The organism is Streptomyces globisporus, from assembly GCF_003501885.1.
Classification (GTDB): domain Bacteria; phylum Actinomycetota; class Actinomycetes; order Streptomycetales; family Streptomycetaceae; genus Streptomyces; species Streptomyces globisporus_D.
Genome location: NZ_QWFA01000176.1, coordinates 1 through 12,731 on the forward strand (window position 1 = coordinate 1; position 12,731 = coordinate 12,731).

Sequence of the window (12,731 nt, forward strand, 5' to 3'; positions counted from 1 at the left end):
GAGGCGGCGGGCCTTCGCGTTCCGCCCGGCCCGCCCGGCGCCGGCACCCCTCCCGCGCCCGGCGCGCCCCCCGGCGCGCCCGGCCCGCCACCGGCCAGGGCCCGGTCGACCGCCGTGGCCGGATCCAGCCGTCGGCCCGCCCGCAGCCCCTCCTCGTACGCCGCGTTCCCCAGCTCCCGGCGCACCTGCTCCTCGCACTCCACACGCGGCCGCCCGTAGAACGCCGAGCCGAACAGCTGCAGACCCACCGACGGCCAGATGCCCTCCGCCGCGCCCTGGAGCACGGCGGCCTCCCCGGCGTCCCCCTCCACCGCCGTCACCAGCGCCAGCAGCTCCAGCGACAGCACCGTGCCCAGCAGGTCGTTGAACGTCCGGCCGATCGTCAGGCACTCGCCGAGCATCTGCCGCGCCCGCGCCGGCCGACCCCGCCGGAGTGCCGCGTACGCCAGGACATACAGCGCGTACGCCAGTGCCCACCGCTCCCCGTGGTCCTCGCAGATCTCCCGGACCTCGTCGCAGATCACCGCCGCCGCGTCCAGATCGCCGAGGAAGGCCACCGCCATGGCCAGCTCCACCTGCGCCATCAGGACGTTGCTGTTCAGCTCCCCGACCTCGCGGTACCGGCCGAGCGCCTCGCGCAGCAGCTCCTCGGCGCGCTCCATGTCGTCCGTCACGATCGCCAGACACCCCGTGCGGTGCACCGCGTACGCCAGAGCCGTCGCGTCCCCGCAGTGCTCGGCCTCCTCCCGGCACTCCTGCAGCGCCGAGATCGCACCCACCGCGTCGCCCTGGAGCACCGCCACATAGCCCAGCACCCACAGCACCTTCAGCCGTGCGGCATCGTGCGGGGTCGGCTCCTCCAGGACGTGGTCCAGCCAGTGCCGCCCCTCGGACAGCCGCCCGCAACCGGTCCAGTAGAACCACAGGGTGCCCGCCAGATGCTGCGCGAGATGCACCTCGTCGGGGCTCTCCATCGAACATTCCATCGCCCGGCGAAGGTTGGGCAGTTCGCTGTCGATCCGCGCCGCCACCTCCGCCTGGCGCGGACTGAACCAGTCCAGCTCGCACCAGGTCGCGAGCCCCAGGAACCAGTCCCGGTGCCGGCGCCGCAGCCGCTGGGCGTCCCCGGCCGCCGCCAGCCACTGCGCCCCGTACTCGCTGACCGTGTCCAGCAGCCGGTAGCGGGCTCCGGCCGGCCCGTCCTCGCGCTCCACCACCGACTGCGCGATCAGCTCGTCCAGCACATCGAGCACCGAGTCGGCCGGCAGATCCGCCCCGCCGCAGATGTACTCGGCGGCCTCCAGGTCGAACTGCCCGGCGAACACCGAGAGCCGCGCCCACAGCAGCCGCTGCTCGGGCGTGCACAGCTCATGGCTCCAGCCGATCGCCGTCCGCAGCGTCTGGTGGCGCGGCGACGCACCGCGGCGGCCGCCGGTCAGCAGCCGGAACCGGTCGTCCAGGCGCAGCAGCACCTGCTCCACCGAGAGGGCGCGCAGCCGCCCGGCCGCCAGCTCCAGGGCCAGCGGAATGCCGTCGAGGCGGTGGCAGAGCTCCAGCACGGCCGCCCGCTCGTCCGCCGCGGGCGCCCAGCCCGGCCGCACCCCGCGCGCCCGTTCGGTGAAGAGCTCCACCGCGTCCCCGTCGGACATCGGGGCGAGCGGGTACGTCCGCTCCCCGTCCACCCGCAGCGGGCAGCGCCCGGCCGCGAGCACCTGGAGGCCCGGGGCCCGGCGCAGCAGCTCGGTGACGAGGTCGGCGCAGGCGTCGACGAGGTGCTCGAAGCCGTCGATCACCAGCAGCGTCCGGCGCTCGCGGAGGTGTTCGACGAGGACGGCGCGCGGCGGCCGACTGGTGTGATCGGCCAGCCCCAGGGCGTCGATCAGGGCGTGTTCCAGCAGGTCGGCATCGCGGACGGTGGACAGCTCGGCCAGCAGGACCCCGTCGCAGTACCGTTTCTCCCGGAGCGCGGCGACCCGGATGACGCACCGGGTCTTCCCCACGCCCGCCACTCCGGCGACGGTCACGAGCCGGGACTCCTCCAGCAGCCCGCCCAGCTCGGCCAGTTCGTCCTCGCGGCCCACGAACCTGGTCAGTTCGGCCGGGAGGTTGCCGGGCGCCGCCACGGGGCGGGCGTCGGGATCATCGGGATTCGGGCAGGGGTCCTGCAGGCGTCGCATGAAACACGGAGCGTACTGGCTTGAAAGCTCTCCGTACAATCTCGTCGGGCAACTCCCGCCCGGCCCGCGGGGAATGCGGTAGGGGAGGAGATGCGCGGCGCGATAGGCTCGTGGGACGACGATCGGGCGCGCGGGCGGCAGCCGGCGCCACCGACGGAGACAAGCCCCCGAAGGGGCCGATCGACAAGCAGAGAGCGGTGCACTGTGTCCGGTGGAGAGGTGGCCGGGATTCTCGTGGCCGTCTTCTGGGCGATCCTGGTCTCGTTCCTCGCCGTGGTGCTGGTGAGGCTTGCCCAGACGCTCAGGGCGACCACCAAGCTCGTCGCGGACGTGACCGAACAGGCCGTTCCGCTGCTGGCCGACGCCTCGGCGACGGTGCGCTCCGCGCAGACCCAGCTGGACAAGGTCGACGCCATCGCGAGCGACGTCCAGGAGGTCACCTCCAACGCCTCCGCGCTCTCCACCACCGTCGCCTCCACCTTCGGCGGCCCCCTCGTCAAGGTCGCCGCCTTTGGCTACGGCGTACGGCAGGCGCTCAGCCGCCGCACCGAGCCCGCACCACAACCGGCGCGGGGCCGTGGCTCCGCCCGCCGTACGGTGATCGTCGGCCGGACCGTACCCTCGGCGCGCGGACGCAGGAGCGAACGCCGAAACGCCCGCGGACAGAAGGACTGATCGAGCGATGTTCCGCCGCACGTTCTGGTTCAGCGCCGGCGCAGCCGCCGGTGTGTGGGCCACCACCAAGGTCAACCGCAAGCTGAAGCAGCTGACCCCCGAGAGCCTCGCGGCGCAGGCCGCGGACAAGGCGATCGAGGCCGGTCACAAGCTCAAGGACTTCGCCCTCGACGTACGGGAGGGCATGGTCCGCCGCGAAGCCGAACTGGGCGGCGCCCTCGGCCTGGAGGCCCCGGTCGACCAGGACCTCCCCGTACAGCGGCACTACGCCGTCGAAGCGGCCGAACCCGCGCACCCGCACACGTACCGCAAGCTCCCCTCCACATCGAACACCGACAACTCGAACAACCGGAATGAGGACCACTGATGGAGTCGGCTGAAATTCGCCGCCGCTGGCTGAGCTTCTTCGAGGAGCGCGGTCACACTGCCGTGCCTTCGGCGTCGCTCATCGCGGACGACCCGACTCTGCTGCTGGTCCCCGCGGGCATGGTTCCCTTCAAGCCGTACTTCCTCGGCGAGGTCAAGCCGCCCGCCCCGCGCGTCACCAGCGTGCAGAAGTGCGTGCGTACGCCGGACATCGAAGAGGTCGGCAAGACCACCCGCCACGGCACCTTCTTCCAGATGTGCGGCAACTTCTCCTTCGGGGACTACTTCAAGGAAGGGGCCATCCAGCTCGCCTGGGAGGCCCTGACCAACTCCGTCGAGGACGGAGGCTACGGCCTCGACCCCGAGAAGCTCTGGATCACGGTCTACCTCGACGACGACGAGGCCGAGGCCATCTGGCGCGACAAGATCGGCGTCCCCGCCGAGCGCATCCAGCGCCTGGGCAAGAAGGACAACTTCTGGTCCATGGGCGTCCCCGGACCCTGCGGCCCCTGCTCGGAGATCAACTACGACCGCGGCCCCGAGTTCGGCGTCGAGGGCGGCCCGGCCGTCAACGACGAGCGCTACGTGGAGATCTGGAACCTGGTCTTCATGCAGTACGAGCGCGGCGCGGGCGACGGCAAGGAGGACTTCCCGATCCTCGGGGACCTGCCGTCCAAGAACATCGACACCGGTCTCGGCCTGGAACGCCTGGCGATGATCCTCCAGGGCGTACAGAACATGTACGAGACCGACACCCTGCGCGTCGTCATGGACAAGGCCACCGAGCTCACCGGCGTCCGCTACGGCGCCGAGAACTCCACGGACGTCTCGCTCCGCGTCGTCGCCGACCACATCCGTACGTCGGTGATGCTCATCGGCGACGGCGTCACCCCCGGCAACGAGGGCCGCGGCTACGTGCTGCGCCGCATCATGCGCCGCGCCATCCGCAACATGCGTCTGCTGGGCGCCACCGGCACGGTCGTCAAGGACCTCATCGACGTCGTGATCGACACCATGGGGCAGCAGTACCCGGAACTGATCACCGACCGCAAGCGCATCGAGACCGTCGCGCTCGCCGAGGAGGCCGCCTTCCTCAAGGCCCTCAAGGGCGGCACCAACATCCTGGAGACCGCGGTCACCGAGACCAAGGCCGCCGGTGGCCAGGTCCTCGCCGGGGACAAGGCGTTCCTGCTCCACGACACCTGGGGCTTCCCGATCGACCTCACCCTGGAGATGGCCGCCGAGCAGGGGCTCTCCGTGGACGAGGACGGCTTCCGCCGCCTCATGCAGGAGCAGCGCGACAAGGCCAAGGCCGACGCCCGCGCCAAGAAGACCGGTCACGCCGACCTCTCCGCCTACCGCGAGGTCGCCGACACCGCCGGCGCCACCGAGTTCACCGGTTACGCCAGCCTGGCCGGCGAGTCCACGATCGTCGGCCTGCTGGTCGACGGTGTGCCCTCGCCCGCCGCCACCGAGGGCGACGAGGTCGAGGTCGTCCTCGACCGCACCCCCTTCTACGCCGAGGGCGGCGGCCAGCTCGCCGACACCGGCCGTATCCGGCTCGACACCGGTGCCGTGATCGAGGTCCGCGACGTCCAGAAGCCGGTCCCCGGCGTCCACGTCCACAAGGGCGTCGTCCAGGTCGGCGAGGTGACGGTCGGAGCCCCGGTCTTCGCCTCCATCGACGCCACCCGCCGCCGCGCCATCGCCCGCGCCCACAGCGCCACGCACCTCACGCACCAGGCGCTGCGCGACGCGCTCGGCCCGACGGCGGCCCAGGCCGGCTCCGAGAACTCCCCGGGCCGCTTCCGCTTCGACTTCGGTTCGCCCGCCGCCGTTCCCGGCACGGTCCTCACCGACGTGGAGCAGCGGATCAACGAGGTCCTCTCGCGCGAACTCGACGTCCAGGCCGAGGTCATGTCGATCGACGAGGCCAAGAAGCAGGGCGCCATCGCCGAGTTCGGTGAGAAGTACGGCGAGCGGGTCCGCGTCGTCACCATCGGCGACTTCTCCAAGGAGCTGTGCGGCGGCACCCACGTGGGCAACACCGCCCAGCTCGGTCTGGTGAAGCTGCTCGGCGAGTCCTCCATCGGCTCCGGCGTGCGCCGCATCGAGGCCCTGGTCGGCGTCGACGCGTACAACTTCCTCGCCAAGGAGCACACGGTCGTCGCCCAGCTCCAGGAGCTGGTCAAGGGCCGTGCCGAGGAGCTTCCCGAGAAGATCGCGGGCATGCTCGGCAAGCTGAAGGACGCCGAGAAGGAGATCGAGAAGTTCCGCGCGGAGAAGGTCCTCGCGGCCGCCGCCGGGCTCGTCGAGTCCGCCAAGGACGTCCGCGGCGTCGCGCTGGTCACCGGCCAGGTCCCCGACGGCACCTCCGCCGACGACCTGCGCAAGCTGGTCCTGGACGTCCGCGGCCGCATCCAGGGCGGCCGCGCGGCCGTCGTGGCCCTGTTCACCACGGCCAACGGCCGCCCGCTCACCGTCATCGCCACCAACGAGGCCGCCCGCGAGCGCGGTCTCAAGGCCGGTGACCTCGTGCGTACGGCCGCGAAGACCCTCGGCGGCGGTGGCGGCGGCAAGCCGGACGTCGCCCAGGGCGGCGGCACGAACCCGGCCGCCATCGGCGACGCCGTCGCCGCGGTCGAACGCCTCGTCACCGAGACGGCGTGACGAACGCGATGACGCAGATGCGCCGAGGCCGGCGGCTCGCCGTCGACGTCGGGGACGCCCGGATCGGGGTCGCCTCGTGCGACCCCGACGGGATCCTGGCCACGCCGGTGGAGACCGTGCCGGGACGCGATGTCCCGGCTGCCCACCGGCGGCTCCGCGGACTCGTCGAGGAGTACGAGCCGATCGAGGTCATCCTCGGCCTGCCGCGCTCCCTCGGCGGCGGCGAGGGCCCTGCGGCCGCCAAGGTCCGGGAGTTCGCGCAGACGTTCGCCCGGTCGATCGCGCCGGTTCCGGTGCGACTGGTGGACGAGAGGATGACCACAGTGACGGCGGCTCAGGGCATGCGTGCCTCGGGCGTGAAGTCCAAGAAAGGCCGGTCTGTCATCGACCAGGCTGCCGCTGTGGTGATCCTTCAGAACGCTCTGGAGTCCGAACGGGCGTCAGGCAATCCCCCGGGCGAGGGCGTCGAAGTGGTTGTCTGATCGCGATACGGTAACGTTCCGCGCGATGCGGCGGTGTTCGAACAAACCGCACAGCGAAGCGAAGAGACGGAACGTCGTCTCGCGGCTCTAGGGGATCGATGACTGAGTATGGCCGGGGCCCCGGCTCCGAACCGTGGCATCCCGAGGACCCCTTGTACGGGGACCAGGGATGGGATGGCCGCCAGGCCGCCCACGGCCAGGGCCAGTACGGCGACCAGCAGCAGTCCTATCCGCAGGACCCGTACGCCCAGCAGCACCAGAACCACCAGCAGTACCAGGGGCACCAGCAGCAGCCGTACGACCAGCATCAGCAGTACGGCCAGCAGCAGAACCATCAGCATCAGCAGCAGAACCACCAGCAGTACGGCACGCCCCAGGACCCGTACGCGCAGCAGCCCGGTGCCCAGTCGCAGTACAACGGCGGCTGGGACACCGGCCAGCAGGCCGCCATGCCGTACGGGGCCGAGCCCCAGGACCCGTACGCGCAGCACCCCGGCGGCTACGACACGGGCCAGGACTACTACGGCACGCCGGAGGCCTACCCTCCGCCGCAGCCCCCGGGCCGCCGCGAGGCCGCGCCCGAACAGCAGCCTCAGCAACAGCAGCCTCACCAGCAGGCGTCGACGGACTGGGATCCGGACCAGCCGCAGGAGGAGACGCACCCCTTCTTCACCGGTGCGGACGACCCGGCCGGCCGTGAGCCGCGCGACGACGACGATGACCCGGACGACGACGGATCACGCTCCTCGCGCCGAGACCGCGGGGGCAACGAGCGCCGGGGCGGCAAGGGCAAGAAGAAGAAGAGCCGCAGCGGCTGTGCCTGCCTGGTGGTCTCCGTCGTCCTGGTCGGCGGCCTCGGTGGGGTCGGCTACGTCGGCTACACCTTCTGGCAGAAGCAGTTCGGTGCCCCGGCCGACTACGCCGGGTCGGGCAGCAGCGAGCAGGTCGAGGTCGAGATCCCCGAGGGCGCGTTCGGGTACGACATCGCGAACATTCTGCGCAAGCAGGGGGTCATCAAGTCGTCCGACGCCTTTGTCGCGGCGCAGAACGACAACCCCAAGGGCAAGCTGATCCAGGCCGGTGTCTATCTCCTGAACAAGGAGATGTCGGCGGCCAGCGCGGTCACGCTGATGCTCGATCCGAAGAGCCAGAACGCGTTCGTGATCCCTGAGGGGACCCGTAACGCGAAGGTCTACGAGCTGATCGACAAGCGGCTCAAGCTCAAGGAAGGCACCACGGCAGGCATCGCCAAGACCAAGGCGGAGTCGCTGGGGCTGCCCGACTGGGCCGATGACAACCCGGACGTGAAGGACCCGCTGGAAGGATTCCTCTATCCGGCGGCCTATCCGGTCGCCAAGGGGTCCAAGCCCGAGGACGCGCTGAAGCGGATGGTCTCGCGGGCGAACAAGGAGTACGGCAAGCTCGACCTGGAAGGCAGCGCGAAGAAGCTCGGGCTGAAGACTCCGTGGGAGCTCATCACCGTCGCGAGCCTCGTGCAGGTCGAGGGCAAGTACAAGCACGACTTCGACAAGGTCGCGCGGGTCGTCTACAACCGGCTCAAGCCGGGCAACATGGAGACCGTCGGGCGGCTGGAATTCGACTCCACGGTCAACTACATCAAGGGCCAGAGCACCCTGGACATCGGTGCCGTCGACGATCTGCGGAAGATCGACGACCCGTACAACACGTACAAGATCATCGGTCTGCCGTCCGGCCCCATCAGCAACCCGGGTGCGGACGCCCTGCACTCGGCCATGAACCCCACACCGGGCCCCTGGTACTACTTCGTCTCGATCAACGAGGACAAGACCGTCTTCGCCGAGACCAACGAGGAGCACGAGAAGAACCGGCGGGAGTACGAGGACGGGAAGGCCGGTCAATGAGCGCGCCCCGCCGGGCCGCCGTCCTCGGCTCGCCCATCGCCCACTCCCTCTCCCCGGTACTGCATCGCGCCGCCTACGCCGAGCTCGGCCTGGAGCACTGGTCCTACGACCGGTTCGAGGTCGACGAGGCGGCGCTGCCCGGGTTCGTCGAAGGGCTGGACGCCTCCTGGGCGGGGCTGTCCCTGACCATGCCGCTCAAGCGGGCGATCATCCCGCTGCTCGACGAGGTCAGCGCGACGGCCGCCTCCGTGGAGGCCGTCAACACGGTCGTGTTCACCGAGGACGGCCGCCGGGTCGGCGACAACACCGACATCCCCGGCATGGTCGCCGCCCTGCGGGAACGCGGCGTCGACAAGGTGGAGTCCGCCGCCGTCCTCGGCGCCGGCGCCACCGCCTCCTCCGCGCTGGCCGCGCTCGCCGTGGTCTGCGCCGGGCCGGTCACGGCGTATGTGCGCAGCCCCGAGCGGGCCGCCGAGATGCGCGGCTGGGGGGAGCGGCTCGGGGTCGACGTCCGGATCGCCGACTGGGCCGACGGGGCGGTGGCACTGAGCGCACCCCTGGTCATCGCCACCACCCCGGCGGGCGCGACGGACGCCTTCACCGGCTCCGTGCCCGAGGCTCCGGGCATCCTCTTCGACGTGCTGTACGAGCCGTGGCCCACCGAACTCGCCGCCGCCTGGTCCGCCCACGGCGGGGCGGTCGTCGGCGGGCTCGACCTCCTCGTGCACCAGGCGCTGCTCCAGGTCGAGCAGATGACCGGCCGGATCCCGGCGCCGCTCGCCGCCATGCGGCAGGCCGGGGAGGCCGCGCTCGCTTCCCGCTGACCGTCCGCCCACGGGCGTCGCCGGTCCGTCTGCTGGACCGGCGACCGGATCGTGCCTCCGTTCGTGGGAGGATCGGGAGTGGCGGGCCAGGGCCGCGCACCCGGTGGCGCCGTTGGATTTTCAGGCGCGAGCATGAGGAGCACCGTTGAGCAGGTTGCGCTGGCTGACCGCGGGGGAGTCGCACGGACCCGCACTGGTGGCGACGCTGGAGGGTCTTCCCGCCGGTGTCCCGATCACCACGGAGATGGTCGCGGAGGCGCTGGCCCGGCGACGGCTCGGCTACGGCCGCGGCGCGCGGATGAAGTTCGAGAAGGACGAGGTCACCTTCCTCGGCGGGGTGCGCCACGGGCTCACCATGGGCTCCCCGGTCGCCGTCATGGTCGGCAACACCGAGTGGCCCAAGTGGGAGCAGGTCATGTCGGCCGACCCGGTCGATCCGGAGGAGCTCGCCCAGCTCGCCCGTAACGCTCCGCTGACCCGGCCCCGGCCCGGCCACGCCGACCTCGCGGGGATGCAGAAGTACGGCTTCGACGAGGCCCGGCCGGTCCTGGAGCGCGCCAGCGCCCGGGAGACCGCCGCCCGCGTCGCCCTCGGGACCGTCGCCCGCTCCTACCTCAAGGAGACCGCGGGCATCGAGATCGTCAGCCATGTCGTCGAGCTGGCCGCGGCCAAGGCGCCGTACGGCGTCGTCCCGGTCCCCGGCGACGTGGAGAAGCTGGACGCCGATCCGGTCCGCTGCCTGGACGCCGACGCGTCCAAGGCGATGGTGGCCGAGATCGACCAGGCCCACAAGGACGGCGACACCCTCGGCGGCGTCGTCGAGGTGCTCGCGTACGGCGTGCCTGTCGGGCTCGGCTCGCACGTGCACTGGGACCGGCGCCTGGACGCCCGGCTCGCCGCGGCCCTCATGGGCATCCAGGCGATCAAGGGCGTCGAGGTCGGCGACGGCTTCGAGCTGGCCCGGGTCCCCGGCTCGAAGGCGCACGACGAGATCGTCGCCACCGACGAGGGCATCAAGCGCACCTCCGGGCGGTCCGGCGGCACCGAGGGCGGGCTCACCACCGGTGAGCTGCTGCGTGTCCGCGCCGCGATGAAGCCCATCGCGACCGTGCCGCGCGCGCTCGCCACCGTGGACGTCACCACCGGCGAGGCCACCAAGGCCCACCACCAGCGCTCCGACGTCTGTGCCGTCCCGGCCGCGGGCATCGTCGCGGAGGCGATGGTCGCCCTGGTCCTGGCCGACGCGGTCGCGGAGAAGTTCGGCGGCGACAGCGTGGCCGAGACCCGCCGCAACGTCCAGTCGTACCTCGACCACCTCCAGATCCGATGAGCGGCCCCCTGGTCGTCCTCGTCGGCCCGATGGGCGTCGGCAAGTCCACCGTCGGCGAACTGCTCGCCGCCCGGCTCGGCACCACCTACCGGGACACCGACGCGGACGTCGTCGCCGAGGCCGGCAAGCCGATCGCGGAGATCTTCTACGACGAGGGCGAGGAGCACTTCCGTGCCCTGGAGCGCCGCGCCGTCGCCGCGGCCGTCGCCGGGCACCCGGGCGTCCTCTCCCTCGGCGGCGGAGCCGTCCTGGACGGAGCGACCAGGGAGCTGCTGGCCGGCCGGCCGGTCGTCTACCTCTCCATGGACGTGGACGAGGCCGTCCGCCGCGTCGGGCTCGGCGCCGCCCGCCCGCTGCTCGCGGTCAACCCGCGCCGGCAGTGGCGCGAGCTGATGGACGCCCGCCGCCATCTGTACGAAGAGGTCGCCCGTACCGTCGTCGCCACCGACGAGAACACCCCCGAAGAGGTCGCCCAGGCGATCATCGACGCACTGGAACTGCCGGAGGGCCAAGCGGCCCCCGGCGTGGAGAACACCGGCATGACGCAGCAGAGCCCCACCCGCATCCAGGTCGCAGGCTCCGCGGGCTCCGACCCGTACGAGGTCCTCGTCGGCCACCAGCTCCTCGGCGAGCTGCCCCAGCTCATCGGCGACCGCGCGAAGCGGGTCGCCGTACTGCACCCCGAGGCGCTCGCCGAGACCGGTGAGGCGGTCCGCGAGGACCTCGCGGCCCAGGGGTACGAGGCCATCGCGATCCAGCTGCCCAATGCGGAGGAGGCCAAGACCGTCGAGGTCGCCGCCTACTGCTGGAAGGCGCTCGGCCAGACCGGCTTCACCCGCACCGACGTCATCGTCGGCATCGGCGGCGGGGCCACCACGGACGTCGCCGGATTCGTCGCCGCGAGCTGGCTGCGCGGAGTCCGCTGGATCGCCGTCCCGACCACCGTGCTCGGCATGGTCGACGCGGCCGTCGGCGGCAAGACCGGCATCAACACCGCCGAGGGCAAGAACCTCGTGGGCGCCTTCCACCCGCCCGCCGGGGTCCTCTGCGACCTCGCCGCCCTGGAATCGCTGCCGGTCCACGACTACGTCTCCGGCATGGCCGAGATCATCAAGGCCGGGTTCATCGCCGACCCCGTCATCCTCGACCTGGTCGAGGCCGACCCCGAGGGCGCCCGTACGCCCTCCGGACCGCACACCGCCGAGCTGATCGAGCGCTCCATCCGGGTCAAGGCCGAGGTGGTCTCCAGCGACCTCAAGGAGTCCGGACTCCGCGAGATCCTCAACTACGGCCACACGCTGGGTCACGCGATCGAGAAGAACGAGCGCTACAAGTGGCGCCACGGCGCGGCCGTCTCGATCGGCATGGTCTTCGCCGCCGAGCTGGGCCGGCTCGCCGGACGCCTCGACGACGCCACCGCCGACCGGCACCGGACGATCCTGGAGTCGGTGGGCCTGCCGCTCACCTACCGCGGCGACCAGTGGCCCAAGCTGCTGGAGAACATGAAGGTCGACAAGAAGTCGCGCGGCGACCTGCTGCGCTTCATCGTCCTGGACGGCATCGGCAAGCCCACCGTCCTGGAGGGCCCCGACCCGGCCGTGCTGCTCGCCGCCTACGGGGAGGTCTCCGCGTGACCCGCAGGGTCCTCGTCCTCAACGGCCCCAACCTCGGCCGGCTCGGCTCGCGCGAGCCCGACGTCTACGGGGCCACTTCCTACGCCGGACTCGTCGAGACCTGCACCGCGCTCGGCAAGGAGCTCGGCTTCGACGTCGACGTCCGGGAGACCAACGACGAGGGCGAGCTGATCCGCTGGCTCCACGAGGCGGCGGACGGATCGATTCCGGTCGTTCTCAACCCGGGTGCCTTCACGCACTACTCGTACGGCATGCGGGACGCGGCCGCCCAGCGCACCGCCCCGCTGATCGAGGTGCACATCTCCAACCCGTACACCCGCGAGGAGTTCCGGCACACCTCCGTGGTCGCGGCGGTCGCCACGGGCACGGTGGCCGGGTTCGGCATCGGCTCCTACCGGCTCGCCCTGCGCGCCCTCGCCGACGAACTGACGGACTGACACTCCGCGGCTCCCGTCCGCCCGCCGCGCGGCCGACGGGCACTTCGTACCCTCCCGGGCCGTTCACCCCGAGACGGCCCGGGAAGGTACGGTAGCCCTCCCAGCAGCGCCAGTTGCAGTGACGAGACGGAGTGGCACCGGATGCAGCACGCAGTGGGGGCCCCGCTGCCGCCCCACGGACCCGGTAGCGGGCACGTCGGCCGGCCGTACCAGGCCCAGCACGCCGGCCACCCCGGCCCGCCCCCGATATCCC

Annotated in this window: 10 protein-coding genes; 9 read left to right on the plus strand and 1 reads right to left on the minus strand. The window is 71.7% G+C overall.

The window, feature by feature from the left end; all coding sequences use genetic code 11:
- Positions 1-2,177: ATP-binding protein (locus D3105_RS26405; RefSeq protein ID WP_118905511.1), on the minus strand; the 2,177-nt coding region annotated here is incomplete at its 3' end.
- 219 nt (positions 2,178-2,396) lie between these two features.
- On the opposite strand from D3105_RS26405, the gene D3105_RS26410 reads away from it, so the two are divergent.
- The 9 genes from D3105_RS26410 to aroQ all read left to right on the plus strand — a co-directional run bounded on the left by D3105_RS26410 (position 2,397) and on the right by aroQ (position 12,478).
- Positions 2,397-2,852, plus strand: a complete 456-nt coding sequence (locus D3105_RS26410) for a DUF948 domain-containing protein (RefSeq protein WP_118905512.1) — start codon at positions 2,397-2,399, stop codon at positions 2,850-2,852.
- Between the two features lie 7 nt (positions 2,853-2,859).
- Positions 2,860-3,219, plus strand: coding sequence for a DUF6167 family protein (locus D3105_RS26415; protein ID WP_118905513.1), 360 nt, complete (start codon positions 2,860-2,862; stop codon positions 3,217-3,219).
- Positions 3,219-5,888, plus strand: a complete 2,670-nt coding sequence (gene alaS / locus D3105_RS26420) for an alanine--tRNA ligase (protein WP_118905514.1) — start codon at positions 3,219-3,221, stop codon at positions 5,886-5,888. The genes D3105_RS26415 and alaS overlap by 1 nt, the downstream gene beginning before the upstream one ends.
- Before the next feature lie 8 nt (positions 5,889-5,896).
- Positions 5,897-6,370, plus strand: coding sequence for a Holliday junction resolvase RuvX (ruvX, locus tag D3105_RS26425; RefSeq protein ID WP_030589598.1), 474 nt, complete (start codon positions 5,897-5,899; stop codon positions 6,368-6,370).
- A 98-nt stretch (positions 6,371-6,468) separates the two neighbouring features.
- The gene (mltG, locus tag D3105_RS26435; protein ID WP_118905516.1) at positions 6,469-8,253 is read left to right on the plus strand and encodes an endolytic transglycosylase MltG; all 1,785 of its coding nucleotides are present in this window, start codon (positions 6,469-6,471) and stop codon (positions 8,251-8,253) included.
- Positions 8,250-9,077 (plus strand): shikimate dehydrogenase, encoded by an 828-nt coding sequence (locus D3105_RS26440; protein ID WP_118905517.1) that lies wholly within the window; start codon positions 8,250-8,252, stop codon positions 9,075-9,077. Before mltG ends, D3105_RS26440 begins: the two co-directional genes overlap by 4 nt.
- A 145-nt stretch (positions 9,078-9,222) precedes the next feature.
- Complete coding sequence (gene aroC / locus D3105_RS26445) at positions 9,223-10,407, plus strand: chorismate synthase (RefSeq protein ID WP_097986262.1); 1,185 nt, start codon at positions 9,223-9,225, stop codon at positions 10,405-10,407.
- Positions 10,404-12,041, plus strand: a complete 1,638-nt coding sequence (aroB, locus tag D3105_RS26450; RefSeq protein ID WP_118905518.1) for a 3-dehydroquinate synthase — start codon at positions 10,404-10,406, stop codon at positions 12,039-12,041. The genes aroC and aroB overlap by 4 nt, the downstream gene beginning before the upstream one ends.
- Positions 12,038-12,478 carry a type II 3-dehydroquinate dehydratase gene (gene aroQ, locus D3105_RS26455; protein WP_030712607.1) on the plus strand — a complete coding sequence of 147 codons (441 nt, stop codon included), beginning with the start codon at positions 12,038-12,040 and terminating at the stop codon, positions 12,476-12,478. Before aroB ends, aroQ begins: the two co-directional genes overlap by 4 nt.
- Positions 12,479-12,731: the final 253 nt, after the last annotated feature.